This is a genomic window from Shinella sp. WSC3-e (assembly GCF_945994535.1).
Lineage (GTDB): Bacteria > Pseudomonadota > Alphaproteobacteria > Rhizobiales > Rhizobiaceae > Shinella > Shinella yambaruensis.
In genome coordinates, this window is the sequence record NZ_OZ000531.1 from 600,233 (window position 1) to 621,632 (window position 21,400).

At 66.7% G+C, this 21,400-nt stretch carries 19 protein-coding genes; 8 read left to right on the plus strand and 11 right to left on the minus strand.

Annotation, left to right across the window (positions count from 1 at the left end; translation table 11 throughout):
• Positions 1 to 13: 13 nt before the first annotated feature.
• The 10 genes from AABF56_RS25950 to AABF56_RS25995 form a co-directional block, all read right to left on the minus strand.
• Entirely contained in the window at positions 14 to 916 is a 903-nt protein-coding gene (locus tag AABF56_RS25950; protein WP_272807573.1) for a DMT family transporter, read from the minus strand.
• A complete protein-coding gene (locus AABF56_RS25955; protein WP_272807572.1) occupies positions 913 to 2,703 on the minus strand; it encodes an adenine deaminase in 1,791 nt (596 codons plus the stop codon). The genes AABF56_RS25950 and AABF56_RS25955 overlap by 4 nt, the downstream gene beginning before the upstream one ends.
• On the minus strand, positions 2,700 to 3,623 hold the full coding sequence (locus tag AABF56_RS25960; protein WP_272807571.1) for a nucleoside hydrolase: 924 nt from the start codon (positions 3,621 to 3,623) through the stop codon (positions 2,700 to 2,702). Before AABF56_RS25960 ends, AABF56_RS25955 begins: the two co-directional genes overlap by 4 nt.
• A 5-nt stretch (positions 3,624 to 3,628) precedes the next feature.
• Entirely contained in the window at positions 3,629 to 4,657 is a 1,029-nt protein-coding gene (locus tag AABF56_RS25965; protein ID WP_272807570.1) for an ABC transporter ATP-binding protein, read from the minus strand.
• Positions 4,650 to 5,426 (minus strand): ABC transporter permease, encoded by a 777-nt coding sequence (locus tag AABF56_RS25970; protein WP_064332814.1) that lies wholly within the window; start codon positions 5,424 to 5,426, stop codon positions 4,650 to 4,652. The genes AABF56_RS25965 and AABF56_RS25970 overlap by 8 nt, the downstream gene beginning before the upstream one ends.
• The gene (locus AABF56_RS25975) at positions 5,423 to 6,250 is read right to left on the minus strand and encodes an ABC transporter permease (RefSeq protein ID WP_272807569.1); all 828 of its coding nucleotides are present in this window, start codon (positions 6,248 to 6,250) and stop codon (positions 5,423 to 5,425) included. The genes AABF56_RS25970 and AABF56_RS25975 overlap by 4 nt, the downstream gene beginning before the upstream one ends.
• A gap of 245 nt (positions 6,251 to 6,495) precedes the next feature.
• Positions 6,496 to 7,518, minus strand: a complete 1,023-nt coding sequence (locus AABF56_RS25980) for an ABC transporter substrate-binding protein (protein ID WP_272807568.1) — start codon at positions 7,516 to 7,518, stop codon at positions 6,496 to 6,498.
• Entirely contained in the window at positions 7,511 to 8,557 is a 1,047-nt protein-coding gene (locus AABF56_RS25985; RefSeq protein ID WP_272807567.1) for a LacI family DNA-binding transcriptional regulator, read from the minus strand. The genes AABF56_RS25980 and AABF56_RS25985 overlap by 8 nt, the downstream gene beginning before the upstream one ends.
• Positions 8,558 to 8,697: 140 nt before the next feature.
• Complete coding sequence (locus AABF56_RS25990; protein ID WP_272807566.1) at positions 8,698 to 10,212, minus strand: M81 family metallopeptidase; 1,515 nt, start codon at positions 10,210 to 10,212, stop codon at positions 8,698 to 8,700.
• Between the two features lie 124 nt (positions 10,213 to 10,336).
• Complete coding sequence (locus tag AABF56_RS25995) at positions 10,337 to 11,134, minus strand: transporter substrate-binding domain-containing protein (protein WP_272807565.1); 798 nt, start codon at positions 11,132 to 11,134, stop codon at positions 10,337 to 10,339.
• A 242-nt stretch (positions 11,135 to 11,376) separates the two neighbouring features.
• On the opposite strand from AABF56_RS25995, the gene AABF56_RS26000 reads away from it, so the two are divergent.
• Entirely contained in the window at positions 11,377 to 12,255 is an 879-nt protein-coding gene (locus tag AABF56_RS26000; protein WP_272807564.1) for a LysR family transcriptional regulator, read from the plus strand.
• 2 nt (positions 12,256 to 12,257) lie between these two features.
• Here the strand turns inward: AABF56_RS26000 and AABF56_RS26005 are convergent, their stop codons facing one another.
• A complete protein-coding gene (locus AABF56_RS26005) occupies positions 12,258 to 12,863 on the minus strand; it encodes a helix-turn-helix domain-containing protein (protein ID WP_272807563.1) in 606 nt (201 codons plus the stop codon).
• A gap of 215 nt (positions 12,864 to 13,078) precedes the next feature.
• On the opposite strand from AABF56_RS26005, the gene AABF56_RS26010 reads away from it, so the two are divergent.
• From AABF56_RS26010 to AABF56_RS26040, 7 genes are all read left to right on the plus strand, one after another.
• Positions 13,079 to 15,040 carry an oxidoreductase gene (locus AABF56_RS26010; protein ID WP_272807562.1) on the plus strand — a complete coding sequence of 654 codons (1,962 nt, stop codon included), beginning with the start codon at positions 13,079 to 13,081 and terminating at the stop codon, positions 15,038 to 15,040.
• Positions 15,041 to 15,160: 120 nt separating this feature from the next.
• The gene (locus AABF56_RS26015; protein WP_064332806.1) at positions 15,161 to 15,778 is read left to right on the plus strand and encodes a helix-turn-helix domain-containing protein; all 618 of its coding nucleotides are present in this window, start codon (positions 15,161 to 15,163) and stop codon (positions 15,776 to 15,778) included.
• A gap of 42 nt (positions 15,779 to 15,820) precedes the next feature.
• Positions 15,821 to 16,894: an extracellular solute-binding protein gene (locus AABF56_RS26020; RefSeq protein ID WP_443021169.1), complete on the plus strand. Its 1,074-nt coding sequence runs from the start codon at positions 15,821 to 15,823 to the stop codon at positions 16,892 to 16,894.
• A 335-nt stretch (positions 16,895 to 17,229) separates the two neighbouring features.
• Positions 17,230 to 18,087 (plus strand): ABC transporter permease, encoded by an 858-nt coding sequence (locus AABF56_RS26025; protein WP_272808133.1) that lies wholly within the window; start codon positions 17,230 to 17,232, stop codon positions 18,085 to 18,087.
• A gap of 2 nt (positions 18,088 to 18,089) precedes the next feature.
• A complete protein-coding gene (locus tag AABF56_RS26030) occupies positions 18,090 to 18,875 on the plus strand; it encodes an ABC transporter permease (protein WP_272807561.1) in 786 nt (261 codons plus the stop codon).
• Positions 18,876 to 18,878: 3 nt separating this feature from the next.
• Positions 18,879 to 19,985 (plus strand): ABC transporter ATP-binding protein, encoded by a 1,107-nt coding sequence (locus AABF56_RS26035; protein WP_272807560.1) that lies wholly within the window; start codon positions 18,879 to 18,881, stop codon positions 19,983 to 19,985.
• Between the two features lie 18 nt (positions 19,986 to 20,003).
• Positions 20,004 to 21,389, plus strand: coding sequence for an NAD(P)/FAD-dependent oxidoreductase (locus AABF56_RS26040; RefSeq protein ID WP_272807559.1), 1,386 nt, complete (start codon positions 20,004 to 20,006; stop codon positions 21,387 to 21,389).
• Positions 21,390 to 21,400 lie beyond the last annotated feature (11 nt).

The following is a 21,400-nucleotide window of genomic DNA, read 5'->3' on the forward strand; positions in this document are numbered from 1 at the left end:
GGTTCCTGTCGGTTTAGCCGCGGCTGGCGAGGGAGACGCCGAGCGTCGCGATGGAAAGACCGGCGATCTGGACGATGGTCAGGCTTTCGCCGAAACCGATCCAGGCCATCAGGGCCGAGACGCCGGGCACGAGGAAGAAGAGCGAGGACACTTTCGACAGCGCCCCGCGGCGGATCATGTGCAGGAGCAGGAGGATCGCCCCGAGCGACATGCCGAAGACCGACCAGGCAAGGCCGATCCACAATGGCACCGCCGTCGCATCGAAGCCCGGGCCGCCGACGAAGGGCACGAGGACGGCCGTCGGAACCAGCGCGCCGATATATTGCACGGCCGTGTTGGTCAGCGGATCGGCGGTGATCTTCGTGCGTTTCACCAGAATGGAGCCGGTGGTGATGGCAAGAACCCCGGCAAGGCAGACGAGAAGCGGCACGAGGGGGATGCCGCCGGCATCCGTCGCGCCGAGCTTCGGCGCCAGCGTGACCAGCGTGCCGACGGCACCGATGACGATGCCGATGGCGCCGCGCCGCGACATGCGCTCGCCGAGCACCCGCCCCGCAAGAAGCGTCACGAGCAGCGGCTGCATGCCCGCCATCAGCGCAGAGATCGCCGTCGGCAGGCCGTTCGCCACCGACCAGAAGACACCGCCGAGATAGACGCCGTGGATCAGCACGCCGGCCATCAGCGCCTGCCGCCATTCAAGACGCGAGCGCGGCCAGGCCGCGCCCTTCCAGAGCGCGATGGCGGCAAGCGCCAGGAAGGCGAGAAAGAAGCGCACGGCAAGGAAGGTCAGCGGCTCCGCATGGGGCGCGACGAGCCGCGCCAGCACGAAGCCGCTCGACCAGAGCGGCACGAAGACCGCCGGCAGCAGCAGGCCGGTGCTGGCCGATGGGACGATGGCGTTGGCAGGCGTGCTCACGAGAGGCCCCGGATGCTCAGGACCGGGCTTTCGAGCAGCGCGCCGGTCGTGCCGTCGGCAATGCCGCGGTCGGTCTGGTGCGGGCCGGCATTGCAGGCGAGCGTCGCGCCGAAGACGGCCTTGAACACCAGATAGGGCGGCTGCCAGTCGACGATGCCGTCTGCCGCGGCGCGCAGCGCCGAGAAGGCGCCGGCCACATCCTCGAGCGGCGCATCCGAGATCAGGCCGGAAAGCGGCAGCGCGAGCAGCGCCAAAACCCTCCCATCGGCCGCGACGGCCATGCCGCCACCAGCCGCGATCACCGCATTGGCGGCGACGGCCATGTCCCGCGCATTGCCGCCGAAGACCGTAAGGTTGTGGCTGTCATGCGAGACGGTGGTGGCAAGCGCGCCGCGCCATTCGCCCCAGCCCGAGAGGAAGCCGACACGCGGGCGCGCATCCGCCTTGCCGTGCCGGTGCGCCACGGCGATGAGCGTGGTGCCGACGGGGGGGACGACGAAACCGTTCTCGACCCGTGCGACGGCCTCGGCCCATTCGGTGAAGCGCGGTCTTGCGATGACGGCGACGGTCGCCTCGCTGCCCGCGCAGGGAATGCGGAAATCATTTTCCGCAAGCGGCGAGAGATGCATGGAGCCGCGGAGCGGCGCCGCATCGACTTCCTCCGCCGCTTCGATGAGCGCACCATCGCGGGCGACGAGACGGCCGCTGCAAAAGACCAGTTTCGCGTGGAAATCGGCAAGGTCCCGGAAAAGCACGATGTCGGCGCGGCGGCCGGGGGCGATGAGGCCGAGGTCGGTGCGGCCGATGCGGCGGGCGGCGTTCAGCGTTGCGGCCTGCAGAGCCGATTCCGGCTTCATTCCGTAGCGCACGAGGCGGCGCACCACGTCGTCGAGGCCGCCGGCATGGAAAAGATCGTCCGGGAAGACGTCGTCGGTGCACAGCGTCACCGTCTGCGGGAATTGCGGCAGCACATTGAGGGCGGCGACGCATTCGGGCAGCAGGTGATCGTGCGAGCCGCGCAGCTCGATGGTGAGGCCGGCACGCAGCTTCTGCAGGAGGTCCTCGCCCGAGACGATCTCGTGATCGGAGCTGATGCCCGACGTGACGAAGGCCTGCAGGTCGGCGCCTTCCAGGCTGCGGGCATGGCCGTGGATCGGCTTGCCGGAGCGGCGGCCGGCGGCGAGGATGGCGCTCATGCGCGCCCGCCCCTCGATGACGGCGCGCATGTCCATGACCTCGGCGATGCCGCCGATCTCCGGGCGGGCGAGCAGCGCGGCGATGGTTTCGGCCGGAAGATCGGCGCCGGCCAGTTCCAGGCCCGGCGCCGACGGCACGCAGGAGGGCGCGAGCAGCACATGGCGCTGCGCCAGCACGCGCGCCGCCTCCGCCGCCCAGTCGACGCCGGCGACGCCGTGCACATTGCCGAGCTCGTGCGGATCCCAGACGAGCGTCGTGACGCCGCGCGGCAGGATCGCCGCGGCATAGCGGGCGGGCGTGATCATCGAGCTTTCGACATGCATATGCGTGTCGATGAGGCCGGGCGAGACGAAAAGCCCGACGGCATCGATCGTTTCCGCGGCATCCCGGCGGGCATCCGGCGCATGGACGCTGGCGATCAGCGGGCCGACGAGACCGATATCGGCGGGACGTTGCTCGCCCGTCACCATGTCGACCAGCATGCCGCCACGGATAAGGATGTCGAAGGGGCGGTCGCCACGGGCGGCCGCGACGGCGTTTTCCCTCAAGGTTTCGTCGTCGAGATCGCGGGCGTCGGTCCGGCCGGTCATCGCCGCGCCTCCGCGATCAGCGCGCCGAGGATGAGGGCACGGGCAGCGTCCACGTCGATATCGGAGGCGAAGGCGGCGTTGCGCCTTTCCTCGGGTGCACGGACATCCACCACGGTGCGGCCCCGGGTCAGCGCGCCGGAAAGCTCCGCGTCGATGCGGGCCGCGGTGAAGGTCACGGCCTCCGGCCGCACGAAAACGACAGCGGCGCACGGATCGTAGATCGCCATGCCGGGGCGGCCGCGGCTCGTCCCTATGGAGATGTATCCGGCGAGAAGGTCGGCCAGCAGCTCGGCATTCCGGCCACCCGCGGCACGGACGGGCGCGACGTCGTCCAGATAGGCGATGACCTTGCGGCAGAGGTCGAGATCGACCATGCGGAGCGGCAGGCCATGGGCGAGCACGATGGCGAGCGCTTCCGGGTCGGCGAACGCATTGAATTCGGCAGAGGCCGTGTGGTTGCCGGCGGTGACGCCGCCGCCCATCCAGGTGAGATCGCCGATCTTCTTCGCAAGGTCCGGCCGCGCGAGCGCCAGGGCGGCGATGTTGGTGAGCGGGCCGAGGGCGAGGATGCGGCGCGGGCTTTGCGCCGTCTCCAGCCAATGGCAGAGGGCGGTGAAGGCATCGCTTTCCGGCAACAACGGGGCGGCGGGCAGGCTGCGGCCGGCGGTCAGCATGCCGGCTTCGGAGAGGATGTTTTCCGCGGTTTCGAGACGGCCCAGGACCGGTAGGGCGCGGCCGTCGTGGATGGGAAAGGTCCAGCCGAAGGCGGCGGCCGCCGAGGCCGCGTTCTGGCGCACCCGCGCAAAACCGGAATTGCCGAAGACCAGCGAAACGCCGTCGATGGGCTCCTTCGCGTGCGCCACCACGAGGATGGCGGCGATGTCGTCGAAACCCATATCCGTATCGATCCAGACGCCCATGGCGGTCACGCGAAGCGCTGGAGCGGCGCGGCCGCCTTCAGCGGCAGGTCGAAGGAAAGTTCCGTGCCGAGTTCATGGACCGGCAGCGCGGCGCTGACCTCGGCGGTGATGGGTCCGAGCGGCGTGTCGAGCAGGTATTCGCGCAGATTCCCGGTGAAGGAGACGCTCTTCACCCGGCCCTTGAACGGGCCCGTATCCAGCGCCACGCCGGCGGGACGCCAGGCGAAGCCGGCGGCGTTCCGGGGCAGTGTCTCGTGGAGGGCGACCGCGCCGGCGGGGGTGGCGAGCTTGCCGTCCTTCAGCGCGAACACGTTCTCGAAGCCGACGAAATCGGCGACGAAGGAGGAGACGGGAGTGTTGTAGATCTCCTCCGGCGTGCCGATCTGCTCGATCAGGCCCTCGCGCATGACCACGATGCGGTCGGCGAGCGACAGGGCCTCGGCCTGGTCGTGGGTGACGAAGATCATGGTGACGCCGGTCTCCTTCTGCACGCGCTGCAGTTCGGCGCGCATCTCGACGCGCAGGCGCGCATCGAGGTTGGAGAGCGGTTCGTCGAGCAAGAGCACCTTCGGCTCCATCACCATGGAGCGGGCGAGCGCCACGCGCTGCTGCTGGCCGCCGGAGAGTTCGGCGGGCTTGCGGCCGGAGAAGGCGGAAAGGCCGACGGATTTCAAGCCGGCGGTGACGCGCGCCTCGATATCGGCGGCCGGCATGCGCTTCAAACGCAGGCCGAAGGCGACGTTCTCGAAGACCGTCAGGTGCGGGAAGAGCGCGTAGGACTGGAAGACCAGCCCGACATTGCGCTTGTTGGCGGAGACGCGGGTGATGTCCGTGCCGTCGAGCGTGATGCGGCCGGAGGTCGGCGTGAGAAGGCCGGCGATCGAGCGCATGGTCGTCGTCTTGCCGCAGCCGGAGGGGCCGAGGAAGGCGACGAGCTCGCCCTTTCTGATATCCAGGTTGAATTTATCGACGGCGATCGAGTTGCCGTAGGAGAGCGTCAGGTTTTCAAGCGAGAGGAAGGCGCGATCAGACATAGCGGGAGAATCCAAGGAAGCGTTCTGCGAGGAAGACGATGCCGATCGACATCAGGGCGAGAAGCGCCGACAGCGCAGCAACGGAGGGATCGTAGGTGGTTTCCATGTAGGAGAGCATGTCGATGGGCAGCGTGCGCACGCCGGGCCCCGAGAGGAACAGCGAGACGGGCACCTGGTTGAAGCTCGTCACGAAGCCGAGGATGAAGGCGGCAAGGATGCCCGCCCGGATATTCGGCAGCACCACCATGAAGAACGCGCCGAGACGGGTGGCGCCGAGCAGCACCGCCGCCTCCTCCATGTCGGAGCGCAGGTTGTTGAAGGAAGAGGAGACGACGCGCACCGTATAGGGCAGCACGAGGGCCGTATGGGCAAGGAACAGCGCGACCCCGATCGAGAAGCTGAAGGGCACGACGAGGTAGCGCAGGAGCGCGAGGCCCACGATGATGCCCGGCACGATGATCGGCAGGGTGACGACGGTGCTCACCACCTCGCCGAAGGGCAGCTTGTAGCGCGACAGCGCATAGGCCGCCGGCACGCCGAGCAGGAGCGCGACGAAGGTGCCGCCGACCGCAAGGATCATCGACATGATGAAGCTGTCGCGGAAGCTCTCGACGGTGAAGACCTTGACGATCCATCGCAGCGACAGGCCCTGCGGCGGGAAGGCGAGCGTATCGCCGGCCGAAAGCGAGGCGGCGACGATGATCAGGAACGGGCCGATCAGGAAGACGATCAGCGCGGTGAGGATGGAGAAGGAAAGCGTGCGGTTCATCGCTTGTTCCTCGCGGTGGCGAGCCGTTTCAGGAGAAGGTTCGCGGCAAAGCACATGGCGATCAGGATGAAGGCGATGACGCTTGCGGAGACGAAATCGTTGGCGACGGTGACGCGCTGGAAGAGCAGCGTCTCCAGCATCAGCACCTTGGAGCCGCCGAGGATGGCAGGCGTGATATAGGCCGTCAGCGAGCCGGTGAAGACCAGGGTGCCGCCGACGACGAGGCCTTCGCGCGTCAAGGGCAGGATGACCTTCCAGAACACCTGGAACCAGTTGGCGCCGAGCACACGGGCGGCGAGGATGGCATCCTTCGGCATGTTTTCCAGCGCGCTGATCAGCGACAGGATCATCAGCGGCAGGAAGAGCTGCAGGAGGCCGATGAAGACCGCCGTCTCGGTGAAGAGCAGGCGGATCGGCTCGTCGCTGAGGCCGACGGCCTGCAGCGCCTGGTTGACGATGCCGGTGCGGCCGAGGATGACGATCCAGGCATAGGTGCGCGCGACCGGCGAGATCATCAGCGGCAGCGAGATGAGGCCGATCATGCGGCCCTTGCCGGACGCGCTGAGATTGACGATGGCGAAGGCGGCGGCATAGCCGATGATGGCGGACACCACGGTCACAGCGATGCCGAGCTTGAACGTGCGCACCAGCACGAGCCGGTTCAGCGGCTCGGAGAAGAAGTTGGTGTAGGCGGAAAGCGTCCAGCCGGCCGGGCTGCGGAAGCCCTCTGCCAGCACGATGACGACCGGCACCAGGAAGATGACGGTGGCGAAGACGGCGGCCGGCAAGGCCAGCGCCAGGGCTTCAGCGCGATTTTGAAACATGCGTGCTCCTGCCGAAAGGGGGCAGCGTTCGGGGTGGTGGGAAGCGCAGGAACGATCGCATGTGGAGATTGCCCCTCATCCGGCCTGCCGGTCACCTTCTCCCCGCAGGCGGGGCGAAGGAGATATGCCGTACCGGTTTCCCCAGTTCCTCAACGGTTCGTGGGGCAAGTCCCCTCTCCCCGCTTGCGGGGAGAGGGTTAGGGTGAGGGGCAATTTAATGCGATCGCCTTCGGTTCAGGACGCCTTTACTGCGCGACCGCCGTGTTCCACTCGGCGAGCCACTTCTCGCGGTAGTCGAGGGTCGTCGCGGCCGGCAGGAAGGTCAGCTTGTTGGCGACGTCGGCGCCGTAGGTAAGCTTCTCGGCGATTTCCGGCGCGACCACGACTTCCTTGTTCGCCGGGCTGTCGATCAGCATTTCGGCGATCTTCGTCTGCATCGGCGTCGAGAGCCAGAAGTCCATGAACTTCAGCGCCAGTTCCTGGTTCTTCGAGCCCTTGACGAGCACCATGGCGTTCATGTCGCCCGCGTCGCCTTCCTTGGTGGCGGCCCAGCCGATCGGCAGGTCCAGCTTGGAAATGCCGGCCCAGGAGAAGTGGCCCATCGGCGCGGCCCAGATCTCTTCCTGCTGCATGAGCTGCACGAGCTGCGAGCTCTTGACGTAGAAGGTGACGAACGCGTCGCGCTTCTCGCCGACGGCGGCCATGGCGTCCTTGAGGTCGGGCGAGTCCTTGCTGAGCGCCTTGCCGATCATGTTCAGCACCGGCCCGCCCTGGTTGGTGGTGATGTTCGGCAGGGCGACGTGATCGGCATATTCGTCCTTCAGCAGGTCCGCCCAGGATTCGACCGTCATCTTGTCGGTGCGATAGGCGATGCCGGTCTTGTAGATGGTGTAGCCGACGCTCATGCCGTCGCCGTTCGGGTCCTTGGCGAAATCGTAGAGCTTGTCGTAGTTGGAGAGCTTCGCCGTATCGATCTTGTCGGTCAGGCCCTTGCGCGCGGCGGAAAGCGCGTCGGCGAGCGAGAAGACGGCCATGTCGATGACCGGGGCATCCTTGTTGGCTTCGAGCTTGGCAAGGCGTTCGATGCTGTTGCCGGTTTCCACGACCAGCTTGCAGCCGCATTCCGCCTCGAAGGGCTTGTAGAGCGCTTCGGTGAATTCCTCCTGGACGAAGCCATAGACGGAAATGGTCAGCGTCTGCTCCTCGGCGGATGCGAGCGCACCGCTCATGAGCCAGAAGACGCTGGCGGCCAGTACTTTCTTATGCATGCTTGGACTCCTCCTGGGAAAAACCGGCAGATGGCGCGGGACCACTGGAACGGCGGATGACAAGCTCCATCGGCACGGCGGCCTTTCGAGCGGTGACGGGCGGGCTCGGCGTGTCGTCCGAGGTCTCGCGGGACTGGATCGCCTCGACCAGCGCATCGAGCGCCAGCGTCGCGATTTCCGGCATGTTCATCTTCACGGTCGTCAGCGGCGGCGAGATGAAGGACGACCATTGCAGATTGTCGAATCCGGTGATGCTGGCCGCCGCCGGAATGGCGATGCCGGCCGATTGCAGCTCCGTGAGCGCGCGCAGCGCATGGGGATCGGAAACGCAGGCGAAGGCGGTAAAGCCGCGCTTGCGCCAGTCCGCGAGCCCGAGCGCGCAGCCCTTGCCGTGCCGGGCCTCGAGTTCGACGATCCAGATGGTTTCCGTCTCGACGCCCGACAGCTTCGAGTGCATGCCGCTGATGCGGGCGTTCTGCACATTCGAGCTCGGATCGTCGCCGATCAGAAGGACCTTGCCGTGCCCGAGCGCCGCAAGGTGGCCGGCGACCTCGGCGCCGCCGGCGAAATGGTCCGCCGAGACGGTGTTGCGCGGCGTCGTCGGCGTGTCGATGATGGCGATGGGGCAGCGCGTTTCCGGCACCGTCGTGCCGCGGCGGGGAACGATGACGATGCCGTCGACGCCGCGCTCGATGAGCTGGAAGATCGCCTTGTCCTGCGCGGCGATCTCGTCGCGCGAATTGGCGATCAGCACGCCGTAGCCCGCCCCCGTCGCCACGCGCTCGATTTCCTGCGCGATCTCCGGATAGAGCGGATTGCCGATATCGGGCAGGACGAGGCCGAGCACGCCGCTGCGGCCGGTGCGTAGCGCCCTGCCCGCCTGACTCGGCACATAGCCGAGCTTATCCGCCGCATCGCGGATGCGCCTTGCGAGTTCCGGCGACAGGCGCCCCTTGCCCGACAGTGCATTCGATACCGTCGCGATCGACACCCCGAGGTGGCGCGCCAGTTCCGAAAGGTTGGGTCGCGAAGGCTTCACGGCTGCTCACCGATGTGATTAAACGTTTAATCACATTAGCACAGTTTAAAACATTGTCAATTGCCGCTGTTTCCTGCCGGTGGAAAACAGTCTTCGCTTGCACCCCAGCCGACGCGGGCCACCGGCGGATGGCCGGGGGCTCAGATTGTCCCCGTCACCGCAAGGCCTTCAGAATCCAGCGGAAAAACCGGACGGCGAAGACGCGTATAGGTCCGGCGTGCAAGATCCGGCGAACTCAGCCCGCCGGCATCCGTCACGATCATGCGCGCGGCGATCGGCCCGAACGCGCCCTTGAAGTGCTGCATGGATTTCACCGCGAGGATCGCCCTTTCGGTCGGCTCGATGCCGACGGCGCGGAAGATGTTCTTGTCCAGCATCTGCATGCGCTCGGAAACGATCATGATGTCGAGCCCGCCGACGCGCAGGCAAACGCTCCTGCCGCAGGTGCCGGGCAGGCCGGTGAACATCGGCCCCTCGAAGACGAACCTGCCGTCGGTAACCGCCATCACCGTGCCGGTCACCGTCAGGGGACCGCCGCCGACCGCCGGATCCGTGCGCCCGCCGATCGTCACCGTGACCTCGGCCCCGACGCCGGCCGCCGCGATCTCGCGCACCGCTTCCGGATCGAGCAGCGCCCCGGCCGCGGCATTGGTGAGCCGCGCCTCCAGCATGGCGGCGATCAGCGCCGTGCAGTCGCTGTAGGCGCCCGACCCGGGATTGTCGGAAAAATCCGCCACCACGACGATGCCGTCCCTGGGATCGGCGGCCTTCAGCGCCGCGATGCATTCGGCCAGCGGCACCGGCTGCGTCCATTCGTTGCGGAAGGACCAGATGGCCGCGCAGAGCCTTTCGCCGACGCCCTCGGCCGCCGTATCGGGCACAATGGCGCTGTCATAGGTGACGACGACGCTCGGCCCGGCGGCCCAGACATCGGCATCGGTGAAGCCGGCATTGATCGAGACGGCGAGCATGCCCGGCGCGGCCGCTTCCGCCGCGGCCCTTTCCAGGAGGCGGCACATCGGCCCGTTGTCCGTCGTGCGCCCGTCGTCGCAGCCGAGCAGCATGGGCGGGCGGCGGATGGCGAGCTTCGGCGCGATCTCGCCGGCCATCGCCCGGTGCAGCAGGTCGCAGGCCTCGACGCCGACCTCCCGCATGTCGATATGCGGATAGGTGCGGAAGGAGACGGAGATCTGCGCGAGATCGGCCAGCTCGTCGAAGACATTGGCGTGCAGGTCCAGCGTGATGGCGACCGGCACCGCATACCCGGCCACCGCACGGATTTCGCGCAGGAACTGGCAGTCGCCGTCCTCGTCCGTCTCCGTCACCATCGCACCGTGCAGCGCCACGAAGATCCCGTCGAACGGTCCGCTTTCCTTCAGCCGGCGCAGGCATTCCTGCGTGATCTCCGCCCGTGCCGCTTCAAGGATGATGCCGTTCGGCTCGGCATGGGCGGCGACGATGTAGACCGGCGTCCAGCCCCTCGCACGCGCAACCTCGATCGCCCCGCCCACTTCCGATCCCGTACCCTCGAAATTCAGCGGGATCTCGCCGCCCTTGAAATAATGCGAGGCATGGAAATCGTCGATCCCGGTCCGCTTCCGCGTGAAGGTGTTGGATTCGTTGATGAACTCGATGATGGCGACACGATAGGACATGAATATCCTTCCCGCCCTCGCCGGGCGGGCAATGAAAGAGATAAGAGAGCGGATCGTGCCCCGATCCGGGCAGGCAGCGACGGCGGACGAGGCCCGCTGGCGGACCTCGTCCCGTCAGAGCCGGTTATCCGCCGAAGAGCGCGCTCGCATTCTTCGGCTTCTCGCGGATGTCGAAGTCGAAATACGTCTTGCGGATCGTCTCATAGGTGCCGTTGCGCACCAGTTCGGCAAGGGCGGCATTCACCCGCTCGCGCAGGGCATCGTCATCCTTGCGGAAGGCGAGGCCCGCACCGAGCGTACCGTCCTGCAGGAACTCCTCCCCGACGAAGACACAACAATCCTCGCCATCAGCCAGCCAGTCGGCGATGGCGATCTTCGATTCGACCAGGAGATCGAGGCGGCTGGTCTTCATGTCGAGGAAGGCTTCGCCGAGCGTCGGATAAAGCTTGACCTCGTTGTCCGGGAAGAAGTCCTTCAGCATGTCGGTGGCGATCGAGCCGGATTGCGTGCCGATCACCAGGTCCTTGACGGCATCGGGCTTGACCTCATGGAGGTTCAGCTCCTTCAGGGCGACGAAACGCATGGCGTTGAAATAGTAGGGATCGGAAAAGCTCACCTGCTCCATGCGCGCCTTGGTGATCGCCATGGAGGAGGCGATGATATCGAACTTGCCGGCCTGGAGCGCCGGTATGATGCCGTCCCACTCGTTGGTGCTCCATTCGCATTCGGCCTTCAGCTCGGCGCAGATCGCATTGCCGATATCGATGTCGAAGCCCTTGAGCTGGCCGTCCTCGGCGACGTAGTTGAAGGGCGGATAGGCCCCCTCCGCGCCCATGCGGATCGTCTCGGCCGCGGCCGACGCCACTCCCGACAGGATGATCGCGGCCGCCGTGCACGCATGGAGCGCCATTTTTCTCATCATCGTTCCCTCATCGTGTTTGTGTCGCCGGCTTGCCTCGCCCACAGCCCCGCCCTCCGGCGCAAAACGCCAAGGCAAAAGAAATAACCTGAATTTCCTGGGTCTTGGTGAACGATGCATCCGGTCGGTTTCGTTCTGCCCGTGTAGGATTACCGTTGAGCCGGCGGCGCAACAATGCAAAAGATATATTCCCAATCATTAGTTTTCCTCATGGTTCGATGACAGACCGGCACCATCGGCGACACTTGGCCAATCTGCGCGCGCTGCGCGCCTTCGAGGCCGTGGGCCATCACCGGAGCTTCACGGCGGCGGCGAGCGAGCTCTCCGTCAGCCAGGGCGCCGTCAGCCATCAGGTCAAGCAGCTCGAGGAACGGCTCGGCCGGCGCCTCTTGGAGCGCAATTCGCGCGGCGTCAGCCTCACCGCGGAAGGCAGCCTGCTGCTCGACGCCTGCGCCCGCGCCTTCGATGATGTCGCCAATGTGCTCTCGCTCATCGGCCAGGAGACGGAGACGAAGGTCCTGCGCATCCGCACCGGCCCCTTCTTCGCCATGGAGGTGCTGGTGCCCCGCATGGCCGGCTTCCTGGAGCAGAATCCCGGCATCCAGCTCCATCTCAGCAATCTGGAGGCGCGCAGCGGCGCGGTCGAGCGCGAGGACGCACAGATCAAGTACTGCATCCATCCGCCGGCGGGAGACTACGCCGTCGAGGTGCTGCGCGAGCGCCTCGTCCCGGTGTGCAGCCCGGCGATGCTCGCCAGCGTGAAACAGGCCAGCGACCTGCTCTTCAGCCGCAGCGTCGCGCGCCTGCACTATCGCAATGCCGATGACTGGAAGAACTGGCTGACCCACAACAACCTGCAGGAAACGCAGACGAACGCCAACCTGTTCTTCGACGACCAGCACACGCTGCTTGCCGCCGCGCGCTCCGGCCATGGCATCGGCTTCTCGCACCGCGCCTTCGTCGAGGCGGACATTGCGCGTGGCACCCTGTGCGTGCTTTCGGAAGAAACCTTCCAGCCGGAGGAATCCTACAAGTTCATCTGCCCGAAGGAGAGCATGGAGGCAAACCCCGCCCTCGCCCGGTTCCGCGACTGGCTGCTCCGGGAAATCGAAACCGTGCGCTGACGTCAAAAGCTGGGCGGGCTGATCGCCCAGAGCACGACGGCATCGCGGCTTCCCGGATTGCGATAGCGATGCGGCTCGCCGGCGGAGTAGGAGAAGCTGTCGCCCTCGCGCAGGTGGAAGTGCCGCGCGCCCACCCATATTTCCAGCTCGCCGGCCATGACGATCCCCACGGCATCGCCGGCATGGCTATAGCTCTCCGCGCTCTCGCTGCCCGACGGCAGGCGCGTGTGGATCATCTCGACCTGAAGGCTCATCTTCGGCGTCAGCAGCTCGTCGACGATGCCGCCGTCATACTGGATGCGCAGGCGATTGCCGTGGCGGATGACATAGCCCTGCTCGGCCTGCGGCACCGGCGCCGCGCCGCCGAAGAACCACTGCACGGTGACTCCCAGGCTGCGGGCGATGCCGACCAGCGCGGGAATGGACGGATAGGCAAGGTTGCGTTCGATCTGGCTGATATAGCCGGTCGAGAGGTCGCAGCTTTCGGCCAGCTGGGCGAGCGTCATCCCGCGCCGCTTGCGCAGGCCGCGGATGCGCTCGCCGAGCACCGGATCCTCGCCGGCCGCGGCCCCGCCGCCATGCGCCCCCGAAACGTTCTCGTCCACCATCGCCGCCTTCCTTCCCGCGCCGCGCCGGCGCATCGGCTCACAAGGTTGTCCAGAATGCGCCTCATGGCAACATATTTTGCCTTCAGTAAAAAAATTCGTCGATTTTTTACTTTGAATAAAATATAAGCACCTCGTTTCGCTCGCTCGGGATGGGAGGACTGAATGATCGGGATCGTGCATACCATGCGCCACTGTCGCAACACCGGGAGCGCCGCATGAGCGCGCCCGCCGCCTTCCCGCACCTGTTCCAGCCCCTCACGATCCGCGGCGTGCGGCTGAAGAACCGCATCATGTCGACCGGCCACGACACGACGCTGCCGACGGACGGGCGCGTCAACGAGGCCCTTATCGCCTATCACGCGGCGCGGGCGAAGGGCGGCGTCGGCCTCATCGTCAGCCAGGTGGCCGGCGTGCACGAGACGGCCCGCTACACCTCGCATATGCTGATGGCGACGGACGACGGCTGCATCGACGGCTACCGCAGGCTGGCGGAGACCTGCCATGCCCATGGCTGTGCGCTCTTCTCGCAGCTCTTCCATCCGGGCCGGGAGATCATGGAAGGCGGCGACGGGCTGCTGACGGTCGCCTATGCGCCCTCCGTCACGCCCAACGAGCGGTTTCGCGTGATGCCGCGCGCGCTCGACCAGGCGATGATCGACGAGATCGTCGCCGGCTACGGCGCGGCGGCCCGGCGCATGCATGAAGCCGGTGTCGACGGCGTGGAACTGGTGGCGAGCCACGGCTACCTGCCGGCCCAGTTCCTGAACCCGCGCGTCAACCGGCGGACGGACGGCTATGGCGGATCGCTGGAGAACCGGCTGCGTTTTGCCGCGGAAGCGCTGAAGGCGATCCGTGCGGCGACATCGGAGGATTTCGTCGTCGGCCTGCGCATCAGTGCCGGGGACCGCGACGAGAACGGCCTGACGCCCGATGAGGCGCTGGAGGGCTGTCGCCTGCTCGAACCGCTGGTCGACTATGTCAACGTCACGGCCGGCACCTCCGCCTCGCTCGGCGGCGCGGTGCATATCGTGCCGCCCATGGCCTATCGCAACGCCTACCTTTCCAGCGACGCCGCCCGCTTCCGCCAAGCGCTGAAGGTGCCGGTCTTCGTCGCCGGCCGCATCAACCAGCCGCACGAGGCCGAGGCGGTCATCGCCGCGGGCGCGGCCGATGTCTGCGGCATGACGCGCGCGCTGATCTGCGATCCCGAGATGCCGGCAAAGGCCGAGGAGGGCCGCACCGACGACATCCGCGCCTGCATCGCCTGCAACCAGGCCTGCATCGGCCACTTTCACCGCGGCGTGCCGATCTCCTGCATCCAGCACCCGGAGACCGGCCGCGAGCTGGCCTTCGGCACGCTGGTGTCGGCGGCCGCACCGAAGAAGGTCATGGTGATCGGCGGCGGGCCGGGCGGCATGAAGGCGGCCGCGATCGCCGCCGCCCGCGGCCATCAGGTCACGCTCTATGAAGCCGCGAACCAGCTCGGCGGCCAGGCGCTGCTCGCCCAGCAATTGCCGCGCCGCGCCGAATTCGGCGGCATCATCACCAATCTTTCGCGTGAACTGGAACTGGCGCAGGTGCGCGTGGTCAAGGGCGTTCGCGTCGATGCGGCCTTGGTCGAGCGCGAAAAGCCCGATGCCGTCGTGCTCGCGACCGGTGCCACGCCCTACATGCCCGAAATCCCCGCCGACGACAGCGTCCAGGTGGTCGATGCCTGGCAGGTGCTGCGCCGGGAGGTCAAGACCGGCGGCCGCGTCGTCGTCGCCGACTGGCGCTGCGACTGGATCGGCCCCGGCATCGCCGAGTTGCTCGTCGACAACGGCTGCAGCGTCGAGCTCGCCGTCAACGGCACCCATCCCGGCGAGCTGCTGCCGCTCTACGTGCGCGACAACATCGCCGCCGAACTGCACAGGAAGGGTGTCGGCATCACGCCCTATGCCCGGCTCTACGGCTGCGACAGCGGCACCGTCTACCTGCAACACACCGTCAGCGAGCAGCCGATCGTCTTCGAAGGCATCGATACGCTCGTGCTCTGTCTCGGGCATACGCCGGCGGACGAACTGCGGGCGATGCTTGCCGGGCTGGTGCCGGAGGTTCATCTCATCGGCGACTGTCTGGCGCCACGCACCGCGGAAGAAGCGGTCTATGACGGGCTGAAGGTGGGCACCGCCCTGTAAGGCGCCCTCAGCTTGCCGGAGACGGATCCGGCACGGCCACAGAAAAATCGTCGCCCGTCGATTTTAGCGGTTGCCAAAATGTCGTTCACTTAATACCTTGTTAAGTGAGGGAGCGAGGCCATGGACGACATCGCGGTTGCGACGAAGAATCAGGCTGCCGTCGGCGAGAAGGTGAAGGCCTTCCGCACCGCCCGCCGCATGTCTTTGCGCACGCTGGGCGAGGCCACCGGCACGACCGCAAGCTTCCTGAGCCAGCTGGAACGCGGGCTCAGCGGGGTCAATATCAGCACGCTGATGCGCATTGCCGGCGCGCTCGGCATCAGCCTGACGGACCTCTTCGAGGAAGCGGCCCCGCCTGTCGGACGCGTGCTGCGCAAGCATGAACGCCCGGCGCTGCCGCCGGCCGAGGGCTATCGAAAGATGCTGTTGTCGCGGCGGCCGATCCGCGACATGGAAGTCTATATCGGCGAATTCGATCCGGGCGGCTCGACGGGGGAAAAACCCTACAGCCACGGGGATTCGCATGAACTCTTCTTCGTCCTGCGCGGTGAGGTGGAACTCACGCTCGGCGAGGAGCGCCATGTGCTGTCGGCCGGCGACAGCATCGAATATCCGACCTCGGTTCCGCACAAGACCGTGAATATCGGCGCGGAACCGGCCGAAGTCCTGTGGATGATCGCGCCGCCGACCAGCGTCGCCGACGACCTCGACAAATACCTGCCACGGGCGGGCTCGTAACCGCGGCAGGAACAACGCACGCGAGCGCTACTGGGAGTATCGATGATGAAAAAATTTGCGGGGGCTTTCGCCCTGACGATGACGTGCGCCCTGGCCTTGCCGGTATTCGCACAGGAAAAGCCGGTCGCCGGCGCGGTGGAGGAAGGCTCGCTCAAGGGCAAGACGCTGACCTTCGTCTCCTACGGCGGCATCTACCAGGACGGCCAGGTGGCCGCCCTCCAGGAATTCGTGGAGAAATCCGGCGTGACGCTGCTCAATGACGGCCCGACGGAGATCGCCAAGCTGAAGGCGCAGGTCGATGCCGGCAACGTCACCTGGGATGTGGTCGACACCGCCGACCTGCCGCCCTACGTCCATTGCGGCACGCTGTTCCAGAAGCTCGACTTCTCCAAGCTCGACGTCTCGAAAATCCCGCCCGGACAGGTCGGCGAGTGCTCGGTCCCGGCAATGAACTATGGCGTCATCTTCATGTACAAGACCGAGACCTACAAGGACAATCCGCCGCAGAACTGGGTGGACTTCTTCGATACGGAGAAATTCCCGGGCTCGCGCGCCATCGACGGCAGCGGCGATCCGACCGGCGGCCTGATCGAGCAGGCCTTCAAGGCGACGGGCGGCGACCCGAAGGCGATGACGCCGGACGACATCGAGAAGGGCATCCAGAAGCTGCGCGACCTCGGCCCCGACACGATCTACTGGAAGACCGGCGCCGAATCCCAGCAGCTCGCCGAATCCGGCGAGGCCGACATGATCATGATGTGGACCGGCCGCGCGATGACCGCCGCGAAGAACGGCGCGGCCTATACCCCCGTCTGGCAGGACTGGCTGGTCGTCATGGACCAGATGACCATCCCGGTCGGCGTCAAGGACACGGATGCGGCCTATGCGCTGCTCAACGCCTATCTCGGCCAGCGTTCGCAGGAGATCCTGACCGAGAAGACCTCCTACACGCCGATCCACATGGACGCCAAACCGCAGGTCGACGAGATCACCGCGTCGTTCCTCACCTCGACGCCCGAGCGCATCGCGCAGGGCTACCAGCAGAACATCCCGTTCTGGGTGAAGAATTTCGACCTCGCCGCCGAGAAGTGGAACGCACTGCTTTCCGGCAATTGAGGCGTCTTCCGAAAAGGGGAAGGGAAGGCAAGACGTCGCCTTCCTGTCCCTTTCCCCTCTGGTCTCCCGCCGTAGGCTAGGGCAACCGCATATGAAATTCGACGTCGCCGTTTCTCCCTTCTCCCCCGCGGGGAGAAGGTGGCCCGAAGGGTCGGATGAGGGGGTTGTGCGGATAGATCATTTCGATCTTTTGCGCCTTCGACCTCCCCCTCATCCGCCTGCCGGCACCTTCTCCCCGCGGGGGAGAAGGGAACGTGGCAACGGCGAATTCCAAATGCGACGCCCTGCGCAAATGCCAGAACCCAACCGAACCACAGGAGACGACCGTGACCGACATGCCTGACAGGCCCGCTCTCCTCACGCGATGGCGACCTCGCGGTGCGGTTTGGCTCGCCGCTCCCGCCGTGCTGGTGCTGCTCCTCGCGCTTGCCTATCCGCTGGCGATCGTCGTGGTGCGCAGCTTCACCGATCCCGCCCCCGGCCTCGACAACTACGTCTGGTTCTTCCAGTCCGCGGTAAACCGCACCGTCCTGCAACGCACCTTCGTCGTCGCCGCCTGGGTGACGCTCGTCTCGCTCATCTGCGCCTACCCCTACGCCTATGCCATGACCATCGTCGGCAGGAACCTGCGGCTGGCGCTCATCCTTTGCGTTCTCGTGCCCTTCTGGCTGAGCGGCGTGGTGCGCACGCTCGCCTGGGTCATCCTGCTGCAGGATTCCGGCGTCATCAACTCGTTCCTGCGCGGCCTCGGCCTCCCCCCGGTCAAGCTGATCCGCACGCTCCCCGGCGTCGTCATCGGCATGACGCAGGTGCTGCTGCCCTTCATGATCCTGCCGATCTATTCCGTGATGAAGGGCATCGACACGCGCCTGCTCCAGGCCGCCCGCAGCCTCGGCGCGAAACCCTGGAGAGCCTTCCTGCAGATCTACGTGCCGCTGTCGCTGCCCGGCGTCTATGCCGGCGCGATCATCGTCTTCATCCTGTCGCTCGGCTTCTACATCACGCCGGCCCTGCTCGGCGGGCCGCGCAGCATCCTGCTCTCCTCGCTGGTGCAGAACCAGGTGCTGAGCCTGCTCAACTGGGGCCGCGGCGGCGCGATGGGCGTCGTTCTCCTCGTCGCAACCTTCGTGCTTCTCGCCATCGCCGCCCCGCTGATGCGCCAGAAACATTCCTCGACCCGCAGGGAGGCGTAAAAATGCCCTCCTTCCCCCGCGTCGTCCTCGGCCTGTTCTGCCTGCTCGTCGCGGTGCTGCTCTTAGCGCCGACACTGGTCGTCATCCCGATGTCGTTCAACGGCAACAAGTCGCTCGCCTTCCCGCCGGTCGGCTTCTCCTGGCAATGGTACGACAACTTCTTCCGCAATCCCGACTGGACGACGAGCTTTTCCAATTCGCTGATCATCGCGCTGATCGTCGCGGTGGTGGCGACGGTGGTCGGCACGCTCGCCGCCTTCGGCGTCTCCCGCGCGGCGGCGCGCACCGGCGGCCTGCTGCGCGCCCTCCTCATCACGCCGATGGTCGTGCCGGGCGTGGTGCTGGCGATCGGCATCTACGCGGTCTACCTCGATACGCATCTGGTGGGCACGGTCACCGGCTTCGTGCTGGCGCACACCATGCTCGCCATTCCCTTCGTGCTGATCGCCGTGCAGGCAAGCCTCGAAGTCTTCGACCGGCGGCTCGAAACCGCCGCCGCCAGCCTCGGCGCCGGCCGGCTGACCGTCTTCCGCACCGTGACGCTGCCGCTCATCCTGCCCGGCATCCTCTCCGGCGCACTCTTCGCCTTCATCACCTCGTTCGACGAGATCATCGTGGCGCTGTTCATCACCAGCCCCTATCTCAAGACGCTGCCGGTGCAGATCTACACCTCTATCACCCGCGACGCCGACCCGACCGTCGCGGCCGTCGGCACGCTGCTCTTCCTCGCGACCTCGCTCATCATCATCGCCGGCCTGCTTCTCGGCATGCGCCGCGCAAGGACCTGACCCATGACCGCATCCGCTGGCGCCGCCATCGAAATCCGCAAGGCATCGAAACGCTACGGCGCGTTCACCGCCCTCAACGACATCGACCTCCATATCCGCCCCGGCGAGTTCATGACGCTGCTCGGCCCCTCCGGCTCCGGCAAGACGACGACGCTGAACCTCATCGCCGGCTTCACCGACATCAGCTCCGGCACGCTCGAAATCGGCGGCAGGAGCGTCACCGGCCTGCCCTCGCACAAGCGCAACATCGGCGTCGTCTTCCAGCACTACGCCCTCTTCCCGCACATGACGGTCGGCAGGAACGTCGCCTATCCGCTGACGCTGCGCGGCATAAGGGGCGAGGAACGCGACCGCCGGGTGAAACGCGCCCTCGACATGGTGAAGATGGCCGATTTCGCCCATCGCTACCCGAACGAACTCTCCGGCGGCCAGCAGCAGCGCGTGGCGCTCGCCCGCGCCCTCGTCTTCGATCCGCCGCTGCTCCTGATGGACGAACCGCTCGGCGCGCTCGACAAGAAGCTGCGCGAATGGCTGCAACTCGAAATCAAGCGCATCCACCGCGAGCTCGGCACCACCTTCGTCTACGTCACCCACGACCAGGAGGAAGCGCTCGTCCTCTCCGACCGCATCGCCGTCTTCAACGGCGGGCGCATCGAGCAGATCGGCACGGGCCGCGAACTCTACGATCATCCCGCGACGCTCTTCGTCGGCCGCTTCATCGGCGAATCCACCGTCCTGCGCGGCAAGGCCGAAACCGCCGGCGACGGCACGACGATGACCATCGGCGGCCAGAGGATCTTCGCCCAGGGCCGCCTTCCCGGCGAGGCCCGCCCGGTCATCCTGCTCCGGCCTGAGCGCGTGGGGCTGAAGCGCCCCGGCGCGGACGCCGCGACGGGCGAAAACCGCCTTTCCGGCACGGTCACCGAGGCGATCTATCTCGGCTCCGGCTCGAAATACGAGGTGCGGCTGGCGGACGGAACGGTCGCCGTGGTGCGCAGCCCCCTCGGCGCGGCCGATTTTGCCATCGGCGATACCGTCGACATCGCCTTCCTGCCCACCGACCTCACCCTTCTCCCCGATGATGCCAGCGCCGACGTGACGCTGACCTGAACCCCGAAAGCCTTTCCCATGGACGTCAAGACCAACGGTGACATTTCCTTCTGGTATGCCGATATCGGCGGCATCCCGCAAAAGCGCCCTCCCCTGCCCGGCGACCGCGAGGCCGATGTCTGCATCATCGGCGCGGGCTATACCGGCCTGTGGACGGCCTACTACCTGAAGAAGGCCGACCCCTCGCTCAACATCGTCGTGCTCGAACGGGAGTTCGCCGGCTTCGGCGCCTCCGGGCGCAACGGCGGCTGGCTTTCCGGCGGCTTCAGCTGGTCGCGGGAAAAATACGAGAAGACCTCCAGCCGCGGCGCGGTCGTCGATCTGCAGAACGCCATGGCGGGCACGGTCGACGAGGTCGAGCGCGTCACCAAGGCCGAAGGCATCGACGCGGACCTCATCCGCGTCGACAAGCTCGTCGTCGCCACCAATGCGGCCCAGCTCGAACGGGTGCGCGAGGAATACCGGTTCGGCCTCGACTGGCAGATCCCGCCGGAGCGCCTGCAGCTGCTCTCGGCGGAGGATGCCGCAAAGCGCATCCGCATCGCCGATCTCAAGGGCGCCGTGCTCTACCGCAACATGGCGCGCGTGCAGCCGGCCAAGCTGGTACGCGGCCTCGCCAGGGTGGTCGAGGGCCTCGGCGTGTCGATCTGCGAGGGCACGACCGTCACCCGCTTCGAACAGGGCCGCGTTACGACCGACCGCGGCACGGTGCGTGCGCCAAAAATCATCCGCGCCACGGAGGGGTTTTCCGCCGGCCTGCCCGGCTTCGAGCGCACCTGGCTGGCACTGAACAGCGCGCAGATCGTCACCGAGCCCGTGCCGGACGCATTGTGGAAGGAGATCGGCTGGGAAGGCCATGAACTGCTCGGCGATGCGGCGCATGCCTATTGCTACGCCCAGCGCACCCGCGAGGGCCGCATCACCATGGGCGGACGCGGCGTGCCCTATCGCTACGGCTCGGCGACCGACGTCAACGGCCAGACGCAGCAGGCGACGATCGATGCGCTCCATGCCATCCTGACCCGCCTCCTGCCGCAGACGAAAGCGCTGAAGATCGACCATGCCTGGTGCGGCGTGCTCGGCGTGCCGCGCGACTGGTGCACGACGGCGGGCTTCGACCGAACGACGGGCATCGGCTGGGCCGGCGGCTATGTCGGCCTCGGCGTCTCCAGCTCGAACCTGGCCGGCCGCACGCTCTGCGACCTGGTGCTGGACCGCAAGACGGAACTGACCGGCCTGCCCTGGGTCAACCGCACGGTGCGCAAATGGGAGCCGGAGCCCTTCCGCTGGCTCGGCGTGCATTCGATGTACCAGCTCTACCGCATGGCGGACGACCGGGAGTTTTCCGGCCTCTCGCGCACCTCCAAACTCGCGGCGCTCGCCGACAGCATCACCGGCCACTGAGCCAGATACGG